Annotated in this window: 19 protein-coding genes; 8 read left to right on the top strand and 11 right to left on the bottom strand. The window is 66.3% G+C overall.

Annotation, left to right across the window (positions count from 1 at the left end):
- Position 1: 1 nt before the first annotated feature.
- The 4 genes from AC04ME_RS06615 to rpsA all read right to left on the bottom strand — a co-directional run bounded on the left by AC04ME_RS06615 (position 2) and on the right by rpsA (position 4,335).
- On the bottom strand, positions 2 to 856 hold the full coding sequence (locus AC04ME_RS06615; protein ID WP_475434199.1) for an ABC transporter permease: 855 nt from the start codon (positions 854 to 856) through the stop codon (positions 2 to 4).
- A complete protein-coding gene (locus tag AC04ME_RS06610) occupies positions 853 to 1,899 on the bottom strand; it encodes an aliphatic sulfonate ABC transporter substrate-binding protein (RefSeq protein WP_475434197.1) in 1,047 nt (348 codons plus the stop codon). Before AC04ME_RS06610 ends, AC04ME_RS06615 begins: the two co-directional genes overlap by 4 nt.
- Positions 1,896 to 2,747, bottom strand: coding sequence for an ABC transporter ATP-binding protein (locus AC04ME_RS06605; RefSeq protein ID WP_475434195.1), 852 nt, complete (start codon positions 2,745 to 2,747; stop codon positions 1,896 to 1,898). Before AC04ME_RS06605 ends, AC04ME_RS06610 begins: the two co-directional genes overlap by 4 nt.
- A 133-nt stretch (positions 2,748 to 2,880) precedes the next feature.
- Entirely contained in the window at positions 2,881 to 4,335 is a 1,455-nt protein-coding gene (gene rpsA, locus AC04ME_RS06600; RefSeq protein WP_056377208.1) for a 30S ribosomal protein S1, read from the bottom strand.
- A 204-nt stretch (positions 4,336 to 4,539) separates the two neighbouring features.
- Here rpsA and AC04ME_RS06595 point away from each other — a divergent pair, with 204 nt between their 5' ends.
- Complete coding sequence (locus AC04ME_RS06595) at positions 4,540 to 5,475, top strand: 5'-3' exonuclease (RefSeq protein ID WP_079113074.1); 936 nt, start codon at positions 4,540 to 4,542, stop codon at positions 5,473 to 5,475.
- A gap of 1 nt (position 5,476) precedes the next feature.
- Here AC04ME_RS06595 and AC04ME_RS06590 read toward each other — a convergent pair whose 3' ends face one another.
- Both AC04ME_RS06590 and trpD read right to left on the bottom strand, forming a co-directional pair.
- Positions 5,477 to 6,463 (bottom strand): PHP domain-containing protein, encoded by a 987-nt coding sequence (locus tag AC04ME_RS06590; protein WP_309689496.1) that lies wholly within the window; start codon positions 6,461 to 6,463, stop codon positions 5,477 to 5,479.
- Positions 6,464 to 6,471: 8 nt separating this feature from the next.
- A complete protein-coding gene (gene trpD, locus AC04ME_RS06585; protein ID WP_042538391.1) occupies positions 6,472 to 7,536 on the bottom strand; it encodes an anthranilate phosphoribosyltransferase in 1,065 nt (354 codons plus the stop codon).
- Between the two features lie 192 nt (positions 7,537 to 7,728).
- On the opposite strand from trpD, the gene ctaE reads away from it, so the two are divergent.
- From ctaE to AC04ME_RS06550, 7 genes are all read left to right on the top strand, one after another.
- Positions 7,729 to 8,382 carry an aa3-type cytochrome oxidase subunit III gene (gene ctaE, locus AC04ME_RS06580; protein ID WP_153302215.1) on the top strand — a complete coding sequence of 218 codons (654 nt, stop codon included), beginning with the start codon at positions 7,729 to 7,731 and terminating at the stop codon, positions 8,380 to 8,382.
- 20 nt (positions 8,383 to 8,402) lie between these two features.
- Complete coding sequence (qcrC, locus tag AC04ME_RS06575) at positions 8,403 to 9,206, top strand: cytochrome bc1 complex diheme cytochrome c subunit (protein WP_079113075.1); 804 nt, start codon at positions 8,403 to 8,405, stop codon at positions 9,204 to 9,206.
- A gap of 36 nt (positions 9,207 to 9,242) precedes the next feature.
- A complete protein-coding gene (qcrA, locus tag AC04ME_RS06570; protein WP_042538395.1) occupies positions 9,243 to 10,319 on the top strand; it encodes a cytochrome bc1 complex Rieske iron-sulfur subunit in 1,077 nt (358 codons plus the stop codon).
- Positions 10,316 to 12,130, top strand: coding sequence for a cytochrome bc1 complex cytochrome b subunit (gene qcrB / locus AC04ME_RS06565; RefSeq protein ID WP_475434190.1), 1,815 nt, complete (start codon positions 10,316 to 10,318; stop codon positions 12,128 to 12,130). The genes qcrA and qcrB overlap by 4 nt, the downstream gene beginning before the upstream one ends.
- A 95-nt stretch (positions 12,131 to 12,225) precedes the next feature.
- Positions 12,226 to 12,639: a RidA family protein gene (locus AC04ME_RS06560; RefSeq protein WP_475434188.1), complete on the top strand. Its 414-nt coding sequence runs from the start codon at positions 12,226 to 12,228 to the stop codon at positions 12,637 to 12,639.
- Positions 12,636 to 13,136: a GNAT family N-acetyltransferase gene (locus tag AC04ME_RS06555; protein WP_475434186.1), complete on the top strand. Its 501-nt coding sequence runs from the start codon at positions 12,636 to 12,638 to the stop codon at positions 13,134 to 13,136. The genes AC04ME_RS06560 and AC04ME_RS06555 overlap by 4 nt, the downstream gene beginning before the upstream one ends.
- Before the next feature lie 86 nt (positions 13,137 to 13,222).
- Entirely contained in the window at positions 13,223 to 13,642 is a 420-nt protein-coding gene (locus AC04ME_RS06550) for a rhodanese-like domain-containing protein (RefSeq protein WP_042538401.1), read from the top strand.
- Between the two features lie 54 nt (positions 13,643 to 13,696).
- Here the strand turns inward: AC04ME_RS06550 and AC04ME_RS06545 are convergent, their stop codons facing one another.
- The 5 genes from AC04ME_RS06545 to AC04ME_RS06525 all read right to left on the bottom strand — a co-directional run bounded on the left by AC04ME_RS06545 (position 13,697) and on the right by AC04ME_RS06525 (position 18,726).
- Positions 13,697 to 14,131 carry a cytochrome c oxidase subunit 4 gene (locus AC04ME_RS06545; RefSeq protein WP_042538402.1) on the bottom strand — a complete coding sequence of 145 codons (435 nt, stop codon included), beginning with the start codon at positions 14,129 to 14,131 and terminating at the stop codon, positions 13,697 to 13,699.
- A gap of 3 nt (positions 14,132 to 14,134) precedes the next feature.
- Positions 14,135 to 15,868, bottom strand: a complete 1,734-nt coding sequence (ctaD, locus tag AC04ME_RS06540) for an aa3-type cytochrome oxidase subunit I (protein WP_042538403.1) — start codon at positions 15,866 to 15,868, stop codon at positions 14,135 to 14,137.
- 3 nt (positions 15,869 to 15,871) lie between these two features.
- On the bottom strand, positions 15,872 to 16,771 hold the full coding sequence (ctaC, locus tag AC04ME_RS06535) for an aa3-type cytochrome oxidase subunit II (protein ID WP_056377194.1): 900 nt from the start codon (positions 16,769 to 16,771) through the stop codon (positions 15,872 to 15,874).
- Positions 16,772 to 16,867: 96 nt separating this feature from the next.
- Positions 16,868 to 17,233, bottom strand: coding sequence for an iron-sulfur cluster insertion protein ErpA (gene erpA / locus AC04ME_RS06530; RefSeq protein WP_042538408.1), 366 nt, complete (start codon positions 17,231 to 17,233; stop codon positions 16,868 to 16,870).
- Positions 17,234 to 17,304: 71 nt separating this feature from the next.
- Complete coding sequence (locus tag AC04ME_RS06525) at positions 17,305 to 18,726, bottom strand: M20/M25/M40 family metallo-hydrolase (protein WP_475434183.1); 1,422 nt, start codon at positions 18,724 to 18,726, stop codon at positions 17,305 to 17,307.
- Positions 18,727 to 18,733: the final 7 nt, after the last annotated feature.

The raw sequence follows: 18,733 nt of genomic DNA, 5'->3' as shown, positions 1-18,733 counted from the left end.
GTCACACCCACCGTCTGAGCAGGTACTTCTCGACCAGCACGAGAAGAGCGTTCGTGATCGTGCCGAGAAGTGCGAGCAGGACGATCGACAGGATGATCCTGTCGACGCGTCCGCTGTTCTGCGAGTCCGTGAGCAGGAACCCGAGCCCCATCGACGAGGCGATGAGCTCCGCGGCGACGAGGAACAGCCAGGCCTGCGCGAGAGCGAGTCGGAGACCTGCGACGACTGACGGCACGACAGCGGGCAACTGCACGGTGCGGAACAGCGACCATCCGCGCAGACTGAACGAGCGCCCGGCCTCGACCAGGAGTGGATCGACATGGCGGAGCGCCGACGCGACCGTGGTGTAGACGGGGAAGAAGGCGCCGATCGCGATCAGCGTCACCTTCGACTCCTCACCGATCTGCATCCAGAGGATGAGCAGCGGCACCCAGGCCAGGGACGGGACCGCTCGTACTGCCGAAAGCGTCGGGCTGAGCAGCACGTCGCCTATCCTCGAGAGCCCGACGATCCCCGCGATCGCGAGTCCGATCACTGATCCGATCGCGAAGCCGAGCAGCACGCGCTGCACCGAGATCGCGATGTGCGTCCACAGCAGCCCCCGCTCGGCCAGCTCGACACCGGCAGCGAAGACGGATTCCGGAGACGGCAGCAGGTAGGGCGCGACGACTCCGGTGGTCGTCACGACCTGCCACGCGATGAGGATGAGGACAGGCAGCAGGAACCCGCCGGCGATCCGCACCGCCGGACGGACCCACGCATGCCGCGCGCCCACCTCGGGCCGCCGACGGACACCTCGAGCGGCGTCGAGCGCCTCACGCGCGTCGGCGGGGACCACCACCGTCTGGTCGGTCACTCGCCTCCGACCGCCTTCTCTGCGAAGGTGGCGTTCACGATCGAGTCCAGTGCCTTGTCGACCGAGTCCTCGCCGCCCTGGACATCACCGGAGTCGACGAGCACGGGAGCGATCTTCTCGAGCACCGCGACCTGGTCGTCTCCTGGGATGCCGCTCACATCGAGGTTCGAGCGCTCGGTGATGACGGGCTTCGCGACCTCGATGTCGATGCCCGCGACCTCGGCCAGCAGCGCGGCGGTCTCGTCGGGGTTCTCGAGCGCCCACTCGCGCGCCTGCTCGTACGCGTCGACGACGGCCTGGGCGAGGTCGGCGTGGTTCTCGATGAAGTCCTCGGTGGCGTTCAGGAATCCGTAGGTGTTGAAGTCGACGTTGCGATAGATGAGCTGGTCGCCCGACTCCACCTCGGCTGCGGCCATGATCGGGTCGAGTCCGGCCCAGGCGTYGACCGATCCACCGTCGAGCGCTGCACGTCCGTCGGCGTGCTGGAGGTTCTGCACCTCGACGTCGTCGACCGAGAGTCCTGCTTCCTCGAGGGACTGCAGGAGGAAGAAGTAGGGGTCCGTGCCCTTCGTCGCAGCGACCGACTTGCCCGCGAGATCCTCGACCGAGGTGATGTCGCTGTCGGGTCCGACGACGATCGCCGACCACTCCGGCTGCGAGAAGATGTCGATGACCTGAATGGGCGATCCGTTCGCACGGGCGAGGAGCGCGGCGGAACCCGCGGTCGATCCCACATCGATCGAGCCGGAGCGCAGCAGCTCGTTGGCCTTGTTGGAGCCGGCGGACTGCACCCACTCGACGTCGACGTCGTCACCCAGGATCTCCTCGAGGATGCCCTGGTCGCGGATCACCAGGCTCAGGGGGTTGTAGGTGGCGAAGTCGATCGACAGGGTGTCGGAAGACCATTCGCCGGCCGCGGCGGCGTCATCCTTCGACGCGTCGGAGGCCGTGGCGTTCTCACCGGCGACGCACCCGGTGGCGACGAGCATCATCGTCCCGGCGACAGCGATCGCAGGGATGATTCGGCGGGTGATGGTGCTCATCGGGTCTCCTCGGTGGCAGTGCGGTGGTGGGTGTCGACGCCGAGTCCTTCGAGGAGCTCGGCGCGGAGGTCCGCGAGACCGCGATCGGCGCGGTCGCGGGGGCGGATGCCCGGCACGGTGATCGTGCGCACGATCGAGCGCGCATCCGTGCCGGCGTCGGCGTCGAGTGTGCGCAGCAGCAGCACGCGGTCAGCCAAGTAGAGGGCCTCTTCGACATCRTGCGTGACGAGGAGGACGGTGGTGGGTTCTGCCGCGTGGATCTTCAGCAGCAGATCGTGCATCCGCAGGCGGGTGAGGGCGTCGAGTGCGCCGAACGGCTCATCCAGCAGCAGCACTCCGGGGTTCCGAGCGAGGGCGCGTGCGAGCGAGGCACGCTGCGCCATACCGCCTGACACTTCGCGCGGGCGCTGATCAGCTGCCTGTTCGAGGCTGACCAGTTCGAGCAGCTCGCGCACGCGTTCGCGGCCGTCTCGGCGTGCCGTGCCCCGCGGAAGGCCGAGCTCGACGTTCTGCGAGATCGTCCGCCAGGGCAGAAGCCGTGGCTCCTGGAAAGCGACAGCGGTGCGCTCATCGACGTCCGCGACACCCGAGTCATCGAGCAGGATGCTGCCGCTGGAGGGCGCGTCCAGTCCGCCGATGAGGCGCAGGAGAGTCGACTTGCCGCATCCCGAGGGTCCGACGACGGCGATGATCTCGCCGGCCGCCACCTCGATGTCGACTCCGCGGAGAACATCGCGGCGTCCTCGCCCGATCGGAAAGCTCCGCCCGACCTCTCGCAACCGCACGGGCTGCGCCGTGCGGTTGTCGACAGACGCGTCGACGCGCGGGTGTGCGAGCAGGGATGTCATATTCCCATGCTGGCGGGGCCCGCGCAATGTTACGAATGCCGCCGTAATGTTCGGTCACGTAGCCGCCACAGGCGACGACGACGCAGAACGGGCCGCCATCCCGAAGGATGACGGCCCGTTCAGAGCGTGATGCTTATGCGTTGCCGCCCGAGAGCTTCTCGCGCAGAGCGGCGAGAGCCTCGTCGTCAGCGAGCGTGCCCGCGCCTGCGACCTCGCTCGAGAAGACCTGGCCGCCGAAGTCGTCGCCAGCGGCCGCCTCGGCCTCGGCTGCCTTGGCAACCTGAGCCTTGTGGGCCTCCCAGCGAGCCTGGGCTGCAGCGTACTCCTGCTCCCATGCCTCGCGCTGGGTGTCGAAGCCTTCCTTCCACGCACCGGTCTCGGGGTCGAAGCCCTCCGGGTACTTGTACTCGCCGGCCTCGTCGTACTCGGCGAGCATGCCGTAGAGCGCCGGGTCGAACTCGGTGCCGTTGACGTCGACGGCCTCGTTCGCCTGCTTCAGCGAGAGCGAGATGCGGCGACGCTCGAGGTCGATGTCGATGACCTTGACGAAGACCTCTTCGCCGACCGACACGACCTGCTCGGCCAGCTCGACGTGCTTGCTGGAGAGCTCGGAGATGTGGACGAGTCCCTCGATGCCGTCTGCGACGCGAACGAACGCACCGAACGGAACGAGCTTGGTGACCTTACCCGGCGTGACCTGACCGATCGCGTGGGTGCGGGCGAAGACCTGCCACGGGTCCTCCTGCGTCGCCTTCAGCGACAGGGAGACGCGCTCGCGGTCGAGGTCGACCTCGAGGATCTCGACGGTGACCTCCTGGCCGACCTCGACGACCTCGGAGGCGTGCTCGATGTGCTTCCAGGACAGCTCGGAGACGTGCACGAGGCCGTCCACGCCGCCCAGGTCGACGAACGCACCGAAGTTGACGATCGACGACACGACACCCTTGCGGACCTGACCCTTGTGGAGGTTGTTCAGGAACGTGGTGCGCGACTCCGACTGCGTCTGCTCGAGCAGCGCACGGCGGCTGAGCACGACGTTGTTGCGGTTCTTGTCGAGCTCGAGGATCTTGGCCTCGATCTCCTGGCCGAGGTACGGCGTGAGGTCGCGGACGCGGCGCAGCTCGATGAGCGAGGCCGGCAGGAAGCCACGGAGACCGATGTCGACGATGAGTCCACCCTTGACGACCTCGATGACCGTTCCGGTGACGACGCCGTCGTTCTCCTTGATCTTCTCGACGTCTCCCCAGGCGCGCTCGTACTGCGCACGCTTCTTGGAGAGGATCAGACGGCCTTCCTTGTCCTCCTTCTGGAGAACCAGGGCCTCGACCTCGTCGCCGACCTTGACGACCTCGTTGGGGTCGACGTCGTGCTTGATCGAGAGCTCGCGCGAGGGGATGACACCCTCGGTCTTGTATCCGACGTCGAGGAGGACCTCATCGCGGTCGATCTTGACGATCGTTCCCTCGATGATGTCGCCGTCGTTGAAGAACTTCAGGGTCTTCTCGACCGCGGCCAGGAAGTCTTCAGCAGATCCGATGTCATTGATCGCGACCTGCTTGGTGGCCGGGGCGGTCGTTGCGGTAGTCATGTAGTGGGTTGTCCTTGTGAATGGAGACTCGGGCTGAGCGCTCCGGCCGCGCACGGCCGACGATGAGCTCTGCAGCGATGGATTTGGTTTTCGACACCAGGGCATGCATAGACACGCCACGAGTGACGATCAAGGCTATCAGATCACGGGGCGATATGACGGACTCGATGGCATCCTCGCTCGGCGCGCTGACAGACTGTCTCCATGCCCCGCGCCGACAAGCTTCTCCTGCTCGACACCGCAAGCCTCTACTTCCGCGCGTTCTACGGAGTGCCCGACAAGGTCACGGCACCAGACGGGTCTCCCATCAACGCCGCGCGAGGGCTGCTCGACATCATCGCGAAGCTGGTCACCCTGTACGAGCCGACCCACGTGGTCGCATGCTGGGACGACGACTGGCGACCCCAGTGGCGCGTCGACCTGATCCCCAGCTACAAGGAGCATCGAGTCGTCGAGGTCGTCACCGCCGGTCCCGACGTCGAAGAGGTCCCGGATCCCCTCGAGGCGCAGATCCCTCTGATCCGTCAGACGCTCGGAGCGCTCGGCATCCCGATCATCGGGGTCGCCGAGCACGAAGCCGATGACGTCATCGGCACCCTCGCGACGCACGCGACCATGCCTGTCGACATCGTCACAGGCGATCGGGATCTGTTCCAGCTCGTCGACGACTCGAGGAACATCCGCGTCATCTACACGGCTCGGGGCATGAGCAATCTCGAGATCGTCACGGATGCCGTCGTGGTGGCGAAGTACGGCGTGCTGCCCAGCCAGTACGCCGACTTCGCGACGATGCGCGGCGACGCCTCCGACGGACTGCCCGGCGTCGCAGGCGTCGGAGAGAAGACCGCAGCCACTCTCCTCCAGGCCCATGGCGATCTGGTGGGCATCCGAGAGGCGGCCGCAGCCGGCGAGGGCATGAGCGCCGGCGTCCGCGCGAAGATCCTCGCCGCGGCGGACTACCTCGATGTCGCCCCGACCGTGGTAGCCGTGGCGCCCGACCTCGACATCGCGGCGCCGAGCGACGCACTCCGTCCGCTCGACCCGTCAGAGGTCGATGCTGCGACCGCGCTCGCGGAGAAGTGGAACCTCGGAGGCTCGATGACCCGCGCCGTGGCCGCGATCGCGACGATCGAGGGCTGACTCAGCTCGCCCAGGCGAGCAGCCGGTCGAGTCCCCAGGTGGTGACGATCCTCGATGCGGGGACGCCGGCTCGCTCCGCCCGTTCCGCACCGTGATCGAGCAGCGAGAGCTGACCCGGTGCGTGCGCGTCCGAATCGATCGAGAACAGGCAGCCCGCCTGCAACGCGATCGCGATCAGCTCGTCGGGCGGATCCTGACGTTCGGGCCGGGAGTTGATCTCGACGGCCACTCCGTTCTCCGCGCACGCCGCGAAGACCGCTGCTGCATCGAACTGCGATTCAGGGCGAGTGCCGCGTTCGCCCTGCACGAGGCGGCCCGTGCAATGGCCGAGGACGTTGACCCGCGGGTGCGAGACGGCCGCGATCATGCGAGCCGTCATCGGCCTCGCGTCCATGCGCAGTTTGGAATGCACGGACGCGACGACGATGTCGAGCTCGCCCAGCAGCGCGTCGTCCTGGTCGAGGGCGCCGTCTTCGAGGATGTCGACCTCGATGCCGGCGAGGAGCGTGAATCCGTCTCCCGTCTCGGCACGCACCAGCGGGATCTGCTCGCGCAGTCGTTCGGGTGAGAGCCCTCGGGCGACCCTGAGGCGCGGTGAGTGGTCGGTGATCGCCTGGTACTCGTGTCCGAGCGCTCGCGCAGCCGCCGCCATGACGGGGATGGGCGTCGTCCCGTCCGACCAATCCGTATGCGCGTGCAGATCGCCCCGCAGCTTCGCTCTCAGCTCCGAGACCCGCTCCGGCTCGACATCGCCGCGCAGCTCGACGAGATAGTCGGGCACTTCTCCGCTCTGCGCCTGCCGGATGACCGCGAACGTCGACTCGCCGATCCCCTTCGCCGCGCGCAGCCTCGTAGGATCTGCGCGCACGTCCTCCGGCAGCTGCTGCAAGGTCGCCGCGGCCTGGCGGAACGCCTTCGCCCGATATCGGGATGCCCGTTCGCGCTCGAGCAGCGAGGCGATCTCGAGCAGAGCGGCTACGGGATCCATCGTGGTGTCTACGCCGACGCGAGCTCGCGGCTCACGCCGATCCACTCATCGAGCTTGGCGATCGCGCGGCCGTCGTCGACCGCGGCGGCCGCTCGCTCGTATCCCTCACGCAGACGCTCGAGGATAGGGCGCTGCACCTGCGTCGCATCCTGCGAGAGCTCGAACGCGACGATCCCCGCAGCGGCGTTGAGCAGGACGATGTCTCGCACGGCTCCCGTCTCGCCGTCGAGCGTCCTGCGCAGCACGGCGGCGTTGTGATCGGGGGTTCCGCCGATCAGATCCGCGAGGTCCGCGATCGGGATGCCGAGGTCGCGCGGGTCGAGGTCGTGCTCGTGGATGTCGCCGCGCGTGACCTCCCAGATGCGACTGTGCCCCGTGGTGGTCAACTCGTCGAGCCCGTCGTCTCCGCGGAACACCAGCGCCGTCGCGCCTCGCGTGCGGAACACACCCGTGATGAGGGGGACACGCTCGAGCTGAGCCACACCGACGGCGTTCGCCTCCGCGCGAGCCGGGTTGCACAGCGGGCCGAGCATGTTGAAGACGGTGGGGACGCCGAGTTCGGCCCGGACAGCCCCCGCGTGCTTGAACCCCGGGTGGAAGGCACCGGCCCACGCGAACGTGATGCCTGTGCGGTCGAGGATCGACGAGACGGCTGCGGGATCGAGGGTGAGTTCCAGCCCGAGTGCGCTCAGCACGTCGGACGACCCCGAGGCCGAGCTGGCAGCACGGTTCCCGTGCTTGACGACGGGAATGCCGGTGGCGCCGATGATGACCGCGGCGGTCGTCGAGACGTTGACCGTGCCGACACGGTCGCCGCCGGTGCCGACGATGTCGAGGACGTCGGGCGACACGGGCAGCGGGACGGCCGCCTCGAGGATGGCGTCGCGGAAGCCGACGATCTCGTCGATCGTCTCCCCCTTGGCCCGGAGAGCGACGAGGAAGCCGGCGAGCTGAGCTTGAGTGACGTCGCCGCGCATGATCTGGCGCATGGCCCAGGTGGACTCCCAGACGCTGAGATCACGACGCTCCAGAAGAGTGGTGAGCACGTCGGACCAGGTCAGGGAATCAGCCATGTGTGCGATCCTATCGGCGCCGGGAAAACGTGCAGACTCTTCCGAACCACGACTCGAAGTTCGACCATCCCTCGTTTCCCGCGTATTCACCGAGGATTCGCAGCGTTTTCTTAGGGTTGCCTAAATCGCCTGAGGGCGAAACCGGGGCCTCCGGTGCGAGAATCATCCCCGCGGATCGGCCATAATGGAAGGGTGACGACCTCAGCGACGTATGCCCCGGCGGCAAGAACGATCAAGCGCCCCAACCCGGTAGCTGTCGGCACCATTGTGTGGCTCGGCAGTGAGGTGATGTTCTTCGCGGGACTCTTCGCGATCTACTTCACGCTCCGCAGCACCTCCCCCGAGCTCTGGGCCGACCGCACCGAACTGCTGAACGTGCCGTTCGCGTTCGTGAACACGGCGATCCTCGTGCTCTCCTCGTTCACCTGCCAGATGGGCGTGTTCGCGGCTGAGGACCTGCAGCCGTACCGCATCGCCAAGGGGCAGAAGAACGGCGCAGGCCGTCGCCGCCTGTTCGGGTGGGGCATGGTCGAGTGGTTCTTCCTCACCTTCGCACTCGGCGCGATCTTCGTCTCCGGGCAGGTGTGGGAGTACGCACAGCTCGTCGCAGAGGGCCTGCCGATCAGCGCCGACTCGTACGCGTCCGCGTTCTACATCACCACCGGCTTCCACGCCCTGCACGTCACCGGCGGTCTGATCGCGTTCCTCCTCGTCATCGGGCGTGCATACGCCGTCAAGAATTTCCGGCACAAAGAGGCGACGTCCTCGATCGTGGTGTCCTACTACTGGCACTTCGTCGACGTCGTCTGGATCGTGCTGTTCGTCGTTATCTACTTCCTGAAATAAGAGCGGAGCTGATCCCCGAGATGGCACGAGAGAAGAAGCGCCGTTCGAATGGCCGTCGCAGCCCACTGGCTGCGGCAGCCCTCATCGGAGCAGGCCTCATGATCACCGGCGCGGTATACGCCGGAACATCCGCAGCCTTCGCTGCGACCGACACCCAGACCACTGCTGCGACCACGCTCACGGTCGAGGACGGCGAGAAGCTGTTCACGGCGAACTGCGCCACCTGCCACGGTCTCGACATGCAGGGCACGGCGAACGGACCGAGCCTCTACGGCGTCGGCGAGCTCGCAGTCGAGTTCCAGATGTCGACGGGTCGCATGCCCCTGCAGATGCAGGGACCGCAGGCACCCCAGAAGGAGCCGCAGTTCACCGAGGAGCAGATCCTCGCGATCTCCTCCTTCGTGCAGGCATCTGCTCCTGGTCCGACCTTCCCCGAGGACCACATCCTCGACGGCGGCGGAGATGTCGCCAACGGCGCAGAGCTGTTCCGCGTGAACTGCGCGATGTGCCACAACGTGGCGGCAGCCGGTGGAGCACTCACCGAGGGCAAGTACGCCCCGGCACTGACCGAGACCAGCGCGCTGCACATGTACGCCGCCATGGTCACGGGCCCCCAGAACATGCCCGTCTTCGGCGACATGAACCTGTCGGACGAAGACAAGCGCGACATCATCTCGGCTCTGCTCTACCAGCAGCAGTCCGTGCAGATCGGCGGTTTCTCGCTCGGTTCGCTCGGTCCCGTCTCCGAGGGCCTGTTCGTCTGGATCTTCGGAATCGGCGCGCTCGTCGCCATCACCGTGTGGATCACGGCGAAGTCCAACTGACGCTTATTCATCGAAGAGGAACGTACGAGGAGCACCATGGCACACGACGACGACTCGCAGGCTCTTGACAGGGCCTACCAGCCCTCTCCAGGGCTGGGTGTCGCAGTCAGCGATCCCGTGCAGAACCCGGGGCTGCCGCCGCACCGCGCGCGGATGACCGACAAGGACCCGCGCGCTGAGAAGGCTGCAGAGCGCACGGTCTACACGCTGTTCTATCTCTCGCTGGCAGGAAGCATCTGGGCGGTCGCCGCCTACATGCTCTTCCCCATCGAGAGCGGCGCGCTCATCGACATCCGTCAGAACAATCTCTTCATCGGTCTGGGCATCGCACTGGCGCTGCTCTCGATCGGCATCGGCGCGATCCACTGGTCCAAGGCGCTGATGAGCGACAAGGAGCACATCGAGCACCGCCACCCCACCCGGGGCAAGGACTCGACGCGAGAGGCGGTCGTCGAGGCCTTCGCCACGGCGAACGAGGAGTCCGGATTCGGACGACGCACGATGATCCGCAACTCGCTGTTCGCGGCGATCGTGGCCTCGATCATCCCCGGAGTCACGCTCTTCCGCGGTCTCGCTCCGCACAGCACGCCCGACGACCCCACCGCGGGCGACCCGGTGACGCTGCTGAAGCACACCATGTGGGAGAAGGGTCAGCGCCTCGTCCGCGACCCCGACGGCACGCCGATCCGCGCGGCCGATGTCACCCTCGGATCCGCGTTCCACGTGATCCCGGAGGACCTCGCCGAGCTCAGCCACCACGACGGCTACCTCGAGGAGAAGGCGAAGGCCATCGTGCTGATGATGCGCCTGCGCCCCGAGCAGCTCATCGAGGCCGAGGACCGCAAGGACTGGTCGTACGACGGCATCGTCGCGTACTCGAAGGTCTGCACGCACGTCGGATGCCCCGTGGCACTGTACGAGCAGCAGACCCACCACCTCCTCTGCCCCTGTCACCAGTCGCAGTTCGACGTCACGGATCACGCCAAGGTCATCTTCGGACCGGCCGCACGTCCGCTGCCGCAGCTGCCCATCACCGTCGACGACGAGGGCTACCTCGTCGCACGCAGTGACTTCACCGAGCCCGTCGGCCCGAGCTTCTGGGAGCGCCATTGAGCACCGCAACGCTGTCCAAAGAGGACAAGGACAACAAGGCGCCTCTCGGCGGTCGATTCGTCGGCGCCGCGTCGAACTACATCGATGAGCGCACCAGCATCTCCGGCTTCGTCAAGGAGCTCGGCCGCAAGATCTTCCCCGACCACTGGTCGTTCATGCTGGGTGAGATCGCGCTGTGGAGCTTCGTCGTCGTGTTCCTCTCCGGAACCTTCCTGACCTTCTTCTTCCAGGCCTCCATGGTCGAGACGCACTACACGGGCGCCTACGCCCCGATGCGCGGAATCGAGATGTCGGCGGCGCTCGAGTCGTCGCTGCACATCTCGTTCGACCTCCGTGGTGGCCTCCTGGTGCGCCAGATCCACCACTGGGCCGCACTCGTCTTCGTGGCCGGCATCGGCGTGCACATGCTGCGCGTCTTCTTCACCGGTGCGTTCCGCAAGCCCCGCGAGCTCAACTGGGTGATCGGCTTCGTGCTGTTCGTCCTCGCCATGGCCGAGGGCTTCACGGGATACTCCCTTCCCGACGACCTGCTCTCGGGCAACGGTCTGCGCATCATCGACGGAATGATCAAGGGCATCCCGCTGATCGGCACCTGGACCTCGTTCCTCCTCTTCGGCGGCGAGTTCCCCGGCACCGACATCGTCGGACGCCTGTACACGCTGCACATCCTGCTGCTTCCGCTGCTGGTGATCGGCCTCATCGCCGTGCACCTGATGCTGATGATCGTCAACAAGCACACGCAGTTCGCCGGCCCCGGCCGCACGAACGACAACGTCGTCGGCTACCCGATGATGCCCGTGTACATGTCGAAGATGGGCGGCTACCTGTTCATCGTCTTCGGCACGATCGTGCTGATCGCGACGTTCTTCCAGATCAACCCGATCTGGAACTACGGCCCGTACGACCCCTCCCCCGTCTCGGCCGGCACGCAGCCTGACTGGTACATCGGATTCGCCGACGGCGCTCTGCGACTCGCTCCGTCGAACCTCGATGTGGTCTTCCTCGATCACACCTGGTCCTTCGGCATCCTGCTGCCGCTGGTCGTCCTCGGTCTGTTCATCGTGCTCGTAGCGATCTACCCGTTCATCGAGGCCTGGGTCACGGGCGACAAGYGCGAGCACCACATCGCTCAGCGCCCGCGCAACGCGGCGACCCGGACCGCCATCGGCGTGGCCGGAGTCGTCTTCTACGCCGTCCTGTGGGCTGCAGCATCGTCTGACCTCATCGCGACGCACTTCATGCTCACGATGGAGGGCGTGATCCACGCGCTTCAGGCGCTGCTGTTCGTCGGACCGGTTCTCGGCTACTTCATCGCCAAGCGCATCGCGATCGCTCTGCAGAAGAAGGACCGCGAGATCGTCCTGCACGGCTTCGAGTCCGGCCGCATCGTCCGCCTTCCCGGCGGCGAGTTCATCGAGGTCCACCAGCCCGTCGACAAGTACGACCGCTGGAAGCTCATCGATGTCGACGGCTACGAGCCGCTGGTCGTGCGTCCGAATGCGAAGGGACGCATCTCGTGGACTGAGAACCTGCGCTCCTCCATCTCGCGTTGGTTCTTCGAAGATCGTCTCGCTCCGCTGACGCAGGCCGAGATCGAGGCTGCAGATGCGCACCAGCATCACGTGACCGCCCAGAACGACGAGACCGAAGCGGCCGAGATCCAGGGCGCTCACGAGCGCGCAGGCGTCCCGGATGCCCCGATCACCGTCAGCGAGACCCACGTCGATGAGACGGCGAACACCCCCAGCACGGTCATCTCGACCGAGCCGGTGAAGAAGCCTCGCAAGAAGAAGTCCGAGGACAGCGAGTAAGACCGCCGGTTCTCGCCCGAAAAGGCCCTGTTCGATCTCGGACAGGGCCTTTTCGCATCCGGTCGCCGTTCATGTGCACATGGCAGGATCGTGACATGAGCTCAGCAGTCCAACTCATCCGTTCCGCCGACCTCGCCGCAGCACCCTATGCATATGCGGCGACCGCCCCAGCCGGCTCCCGCCTCATCTTCCTCGCGGGTGCATGCCCCCTCGAAGACGACGGCTCGACGACCGCCCCCGGCGATTATGCCGCACAGGCTGCACGCTGCGCAGAGACCCTCGACATCGCCCTGCATGCCAGCGGCGCCACGCTTTCGGACATCATCAGCACGCGCGTACTCGTCGCCTCGTCGTCCCAGGCTGATCTGGTCACGGCCTGGGATGTCATCCACGACGCCTTCGGCGACCATGACGCACCGAGCACACTCCTGGGCGTCACCGTGCTCGGGTACGACCACCAGCTGGTGGAGATCGAAGCGATCGCGGCAGTCGCGGAGGATGCACGGTGAGCGATGTCATCCGGCCGGCCGTCGTTGAGGACGCGGAGATCCTGCACGCCATCGAGATGCAGGCCGACGCGCTCCTGATCGACCGCCTGGGGGCGCCGGAGTGGCCGCCCGCAGGCGATGGCGCTGAACGACTCGCAGCTCCGGGGTTCGTGCTCGTGTTGGAAGCCTCGAGCGGCTCCCCCGTCGGCTTCGTGCACGTCCTCGATGCCGACGGCCACGCGCACCTCGAGCAGCTCTCCGTGCTTCCGACCTCCGGACGCCAGGGGTTCGGGCGTCGACTCGTCAGCGCCGCTCTGGAGGCCGCACGCGAGCATGGCTATAGCCGCATGACTCTGCGGACGTACGCGGAGATCCCCTGGAACGCTCCGTTCTACTCGTCGTGCGGGTTTCTCGAGAGCATCCCCGAGACTCCGTTCCAGCGCGGCCTCGTGGACACCGAGACCTCTCTCGGTCTCGATCGATACGGACGCCGGGTGCAGATGACGGTCGAGCTCTGAGACGCCACGTCGACATTGGCGGAATCCGGTCTGACGTCGTCGGGAAGACGACGGCAGGTGCCCGCGCGTCTTCCTAGGCTGGGGAGATGATCGATCGCACTGAGTATTACGCCGCCAAACTCGCCTACGAGACCGACGCGAGTGACGTGTACGCCGCTCTCCGGGCCGAGGACGGCATCGTCATCATCGATGTCCGTTCCGACGAGGCCTGGGCTCAGGGACGCGTCGCAGGGGCCACGCATATGCACTACAGCGAGATCGCGGATCGCGCGCCGGCCGAGATACCGGCCGGCTCCGCCGTCGTGGTCTACTGCTGGAGTCCGGGGTGCAACGCGGGCGCGAAGGGCGCTCTCGAGTTCGCGAAGCTCGGGTATGCCGTTCGGGAGATGATCGGCGGGTTCGAGTACTGGGTCAGGGAGGGCTATCCCGTGGAGGATGCCGACGGCGTTCACCGCCGCCCTGTCGACCCCCTGACCGGCATCGCCCGGATCCGCTCGCGAGCATAGCCCCGACATGCAGAAGGCCCCGGGAGGGAATCCCAGGGGCCTTCTCGCTGTATGTCAGCGGGCGAAGTTCCCGCGGTAGTACTCGTAGACCCAGCCGACGATCGCGACCACGAAGATCGCCAGGCCGATCGGGAGCAGGAAGTGCCCGACGGCGAGACCCACCACGAAGACTCCGGCGGATCCGGCGAGCACGATCGGCCACCAGGACCAGGGGCTGAACTCACCCAGTTCGGGGTCGCCGTCGTCGATGTCGCTCGTGAGGATGTCCTCAGGCAGCTCGCCGTTCTGAGCCTTGTGCGTGCGGTCGAGGTAGAAGGCGATCATCGCGCCCATGAACGCGGCGAAGAACAGCGCCACGGTGCCGACCCACTCGATGCGCTCGGCGAAGTTGTCCGACGGCGTGGCGAGGATGTGCCAGCCGGTGTAGACGACTCCGACCAGTGCGAAGAAGGCGGTCAGGACCCACCAGAGGATGACGTTGTCGCGCATGGCTCAGTGGCCCTCTCGCTCGCCGGGTGCGGCCGGTGTGAACTCCGCCGCCTCCGGGTGGTTCAGGTCGAATGCAGGACGCTCGCTGCGGATGCGCGGGATCGACGTGAAGTTGTGGCGCGGCGGCGGGCAGGAGGTCGCCCACTCGAGCGAAGCTCCATAGCCCCACGGGTCGTTGACCGTGACCTTGGGCGCCTTGCGAGCCGTGATCCAGACGTTCAGGAAGAACGGCAGCATGGACGCGCCGAGGATGATCGCACCGATCGTCGAGACCTGGTTCTGCCAGGTCCAGCCGTCAGCCGCCGAGTAGTCGGCGTAGCGACGCACCATGCCGTCGACACCCAGCCAGTGCTGGATGAGGAACGTCATGTGGAAGCCGATGAACAGCATCCAGAAGTGCACGTAGCCGAGACGCTCGTTGAGCATGCGTCCTGTCCACTTCGGCCACCAGAAGTAGAAGCCGGCGAACATCGCGAACACCACGGTGCCGAAGACGACGTAGTGGAAGTGCGCGACGACGAAGTACGAGTCGGAGAGTGCGAAGTCGAGGGGCGGAGCCGCGAGGATCACGCCGGTCAGACCACCGAAGACGAACGACACCAGGAAGCCGAGCGCGAACACCATCGGCGTCTCGAACGTCACGGACCCACGCCAGAGGGTGCCGATCCAGTTGAAGATCTTCACACCCGTCGGCACCGCGATGAGCATGGTCATCAGGGCGAAGAACGGCAGCAGGACCGAGCCGGTCACGTACATGTGGTGCGCCCACACGGCGACGGACAGCGCGGCGATGGCGATCGTCGCGTAGACGAGCGTCTTGTACCCGAAGATCGGCTTGCGGCTGAAGACCGGGAAGATCTCCGACACGATTCCGAAGAACGGCAGGGCGATGATGTACACCTCAGGGTGACCGAAGAACCAGAAGAGGTGCTGCCAGAGCAGAACACCGCCGTTCGCCGGGTCGTAGATGTGAGCGCCGAGGATGCGGTCCGCGGCTGCAGCGAAGATCGCCGCTGCGAGGACGGGGAACGCCATGAGGATCAGAAGGCTCGTGATGAGCGTGTTCCACGAGAAGATCGGCATACGCCACATCGTCATTCCGGGAGCACGCATCGTGATCACGGTGGTGATGAAGTTCACCGCGCCGAGGATCGTTCCGAAGCCGGAGATTCCGAGTCCGACCATCCAGAGGTTTCCACCTGCACCCGGCGAGAACGACGCGCTGGCGAGCGGCTGGTAGGCGAACCAGCCGAACGACGCAGCGCCCTGCGGGGTGAGGAAGCCGGCGACCGCGATGGTCGAGCCGAACAGGAAGAGCCAGAAGGCGAAGGCGTTCAGACGCGGGAACGCCACATCCGGTGCACCGAGCTGAAGCGGCAGGATCGCGTTCGCGAAGCCGGCGAAGAGCGGCGTCGCGAACATGAGGAGCATGATCGTGCCGTGCATCGTGAAGAGCTGGTTGTACTGCTCCTTTGTCGGGATGATCTGCATCCCGGGAGCGAACAGCTCTGCGCGGATGACGAGGGCCATCACGCCGCCGAGGAGGAAGAACAGCACCGAGGCGATGAGGTACATGTACCCGATCGTCTTGTGGTCGGTGGAGGTGATCCACTTGACGACGATGTTGCCCTTCTGCTCGACGCGCGACGTGCTCATGAGAGCAGCCTGGCGTGCGGGCAGAGTGGTGGGTCGAGAGCGAGGGGCCTCGTCGGTGCGGGGGGCTTCAGTGGTCGACATGGCTTACTCCTCTCCTTCCTCGGAGGTCGGGGCGGTGGTCCCGGGGTAGTTCGACAGACGGTCGTAGGCGTCCGTGATGTCTCCGGTGTTGCCTTCCTCCTCGAGAGTCTGGAGGTAGGCGTCGTACTCGTCCTGCTCGACGACCTTGACGTTGAAGAGCATCATCGAGTGGTACTCGCCGCACAGTTCGGCGCACTTGCCGGCGTACTCGCCGACACGGGTCGGGATGAAGGACCAGGAGTTGTCCTTCCCGATGTACATGTCCTTCTTGTAGAGGAAGTCGATGATCCAGAAGGAGTGGATGACATCGCGAGACTGGAGGTTGATCGTGACCTTCTGGTCGACCGGCAGCACCAGGGTGGGCAGCTGCGCCTGGTCGATGTTGCCGTCCGCATCGGGCTGAGCCTGGATTCCCATGGTCCAGACGGCGTCGGAGTTGTCTTCCTCTTCGCCGTCGTACTGGAAGTCCCACGCCCACTGCTTGGCGATCGCCGTGATCTCGACGTCGGGCTCGTCCCACTTCGCCTCGATCGCCGACTGGTCACGGGCCGTGAAGAAGAACATTCCCAGCACGAGGATCAGCGGCACGACCGTGTAGAAGATCTCGATCGGCATGTTGTAGCGCATCTGCACGGGCAGACCCGTCTGGCCCTTGCGGCGGCGGTAGGCGATCGCGGCCCAGGCCATCAGGCCCCAGGTGATCACGCCGACGGCGAGCAGGACGATCCACGAGTTGACCCAGAGCGACGACACGCGCTCGGTCTGGTTGGTGGCCGCAGGCTCACCCTCCACGAAGCCCGGGAGGTAACCGTTCAGCTCAGTGGCAGTACATCCCGCCAGGGCCACGGCTGCCGCTACTCCCAGGGGGAGAGCGGCCCAACGAAGGCGGCGTTTCGAGGGCACGATGCACCTTTCAGATTGCGGACAGGGCACACCCAAGTCTAGGGCAACCTCACACCTGATTCATGCCAACCACGCAGGTTGGCGGAGGGGTCCGGGTCAGTGGAAGCTGTCTCCGCAGGCGCAGCTGCCCGCGGCGTTGGGGTTGTCGATCGTGAAGCCCTGCTCGGAGATCGTGTCCTTGAAATCGATGGATGCGCCATCGAGGTACGGGACGCTCATGTTGTCGATGATGACCTCGACGCCGTCGAAGTCGACGGTCTCGTCCCCCTCGAGGAACCGCTCGTCGAAGTACAGCTGGTAGATCAGGCCGGAGCATCCGCCGGGCTGGACGGCGACGCGCAGACGCAGGTCGTCACGGCCTTCCTGCTCGAGGAGGTTCTTCACCTTGATCGCCGCGGCGTCGGTCAGCTTCACGCCGTGCGCCTGGGTGGTCTCTGCTGAGGTCAGTGTGGTGTCGCTCATGTCGCTCCTTCGGACGGGCCGTGCTCGCACGGCTGGTAACTCGATTTTACCCTCAGCCTCGACGATCGGGCTCAGATGATGATGTCGTTCATCCGCGAGAGCAGCAGGGCCTCGGTCGCCACGGCGTGGCGGAACGTGTCGAGATGCAGGGATTCGTTGGGGCTGTGGGCCCGCGAGTGCGGGTCCTCGACGCCGGTCACGAGGATCTGCGCATCGGGGAACTCCCGCACGAGGTCGGCGATGAACGGGATCGATCCGCCGACTCCGAGGTCGACAGGGGCGACGCCGTAGCCGTCCCGCATGGCGTCGCGGGTGAGCGCGACGGCCCAGCCACTGGTGTCGACGAGGAAGCCGTTGCCGAGATCGACGTCCGAGAACGTCAGCTCCGCGCCGTACGGCGCGTTCGCTCGCAGATGCGCCTCGAGAGCGGCATACGCGTCCTCACCGGTCTGACCAGGCGCGACGCGCGCGCTCACGACGACCGTCACCTCGGGAAGAAGGGTGTTCGACGCCGCCGCGACACTGGTCGCATCGATTCCGATGACGGTCACCGCGGGCTTGTTCCAGATCCGGCTGAGGATGCTGCCGCCGCCGATCGGCGAGGTGCCTGGCAGAAGGCCTGCTTCGTCCCGAAGCGTCTCCTCGGTGTATTCGGGAGTGGGCGCATCGCGCTCGGTCATCCCCTCGACCGCGACAGAGCCGTCTTCGTTCCAGAGCGTGGAGAGCATCTTGACCGTGGCCATCATCGCGTCGGGGACGGCTCCCCCGAACATCCCCGAGTGCGATGCGTGGTCGAGCGTGCGCACGCGCACGGTGAATCGTGCGTTGCCGCGGAGCGAGACCGTGAGGCCGGGAGTCACCGAGTCCCAGTTTCCCGAGTCCGCGACCACGATGGCATCCGCACGCAGCGCCTCCTTGTTGTCGGAGAGGAACTGCGCGAAGGAACGGGAACCGTACTCCTCTTCGCCCTCGATGAACATCGCGATGCCCAGTTCCAGATCGTCGCCGACGACCTCGGCGACCGCACGGATCGAAGCGATGTGCGCCATGATGCCCGCCTTGTCGTCCGCAGCGCCTCGACCGTAGAGACGTCCGCCGCGGACGGTGGGCTCGAACGGAGGCGTCTCCCACAGCGCGTCGTCACCCGGAGGCTGTACGTCGTGGTGTGCGTAGAGCAGGATCGTCGGCTTGCCGTTGCGCGTTGCGCGCGTCGCGAGCACCGCCGGCTGCCCGTGCTCGTCGGTGCCGGGGATCGCGGCACGGAGAACGCGCACGTCGTCGAAGACCCCGGTTGCCGTGGCCAGTGCCGCGACGGCTTCGGAGCTGCGTTCGAGCTGCGTCTGATCGAACGCAGGCCATGCCATGCCGGGGATGCGGACGAGCGCGCCCAGGTCGCTCAGCGCCGCGGGAAACCCCGTCGAGACCGCCTCGAGGACGGCGGGCTCGCGTTCGCTGGACAGATTCTGGTCGCCGGGCTGGGCAGGAGATGTCATGCGAGTA

The organism is Microbacterium sp. LjRoot205, assembly GCF_056175745.1.
Note: the sequence above shows the minus strand (reverse complement) of the source record. Positions and strands in the feature narration are given on the sequence as shown.

Bases quoted from the DNA above. Each gene is read 5' to 3' on its own strand.
- rpsA (WP_056377208.1), bottom strand. From the start codon at position 4,335: ATGACTACCGCAACGACCGCCCCGGCCACCAAGCAGGTCGCGATCAAT.
- AC04ME_RS06595 (WP_079113074.1), top strand. From the start codon at position 4,540: ATGCCCCGCGCCGACAAGCTTCTCCTGCTCGACACCGCAAGCCTCTAC.
- AC04ME_RS06590 (WP_309689496.1), bottom strand. From the start codon at position 6,463: ATGGATCCCGTAGCCGCTCTGCTCGAGATCGCCTCGCTGCTCGAGCGC.
- trpD (WP_042538391.1), bottom strand. From the start codon at position 7,536: ATGGCTGATTCCCTGACCTGGTCCGACGTGCTCACCACTCTTCTGGAG.
- qcrC (WP_079113075.1), top strand. From the start codon at position 8,403: ATGGCACGAGAGAAGAAGCGCCGTTCGAATGGCCGTCGCAGCCCACTG.
- qcrA (WP_042538395.1), top strand. From the start codon at position 9,243: ATGGCACACGACGACGACTCGCAGGCTCTTGACAGGGCCTACCAGCCC.
- AC04ME_RS06560 (WP_475434188.1), top strand. From the start codon at position 12,226: ATGAGCTCAGCAGTCCAACTCATCCGTTCCGCCGACCTCGCCGCAGCA.
- AC04ME_RS06550 (WP_042538401.1), top strand. From the start codon at position 13,223: ATGATCGATCGCACTGAGTATTACGCCGCCAAACTCGCCTACGAGACC.
- AC04ME_RS06545 (WP_042538402.1), bottom strand. From the start codon at position 14,131: ATGCGCGACAACGTCATCCTCTGGTGGGTCCTGACCGCCTTCTTCGCA.
- ctaD (WP_042538403.1), bottom strand. From the start codon at position 15,868: ATGTCGACCACTGAAGCCCCCCGCACCGACGAGGCCCCTCGCTCTCGA.
- erpA (WP_042538408.1), bottom strand. From the start codon at position 17,233: ATGAGCGACACCACACTGACCTCAGCAGAGACCACCCAGGCGCACGGC.
- AC04ME_RS06525 (WP_475434183.1), bottom strand. From the start codon at position 18,726: ATGACATCTCCTGCCCAGCCCGGCGACCAGAATCTGTCCAGCGAACGC.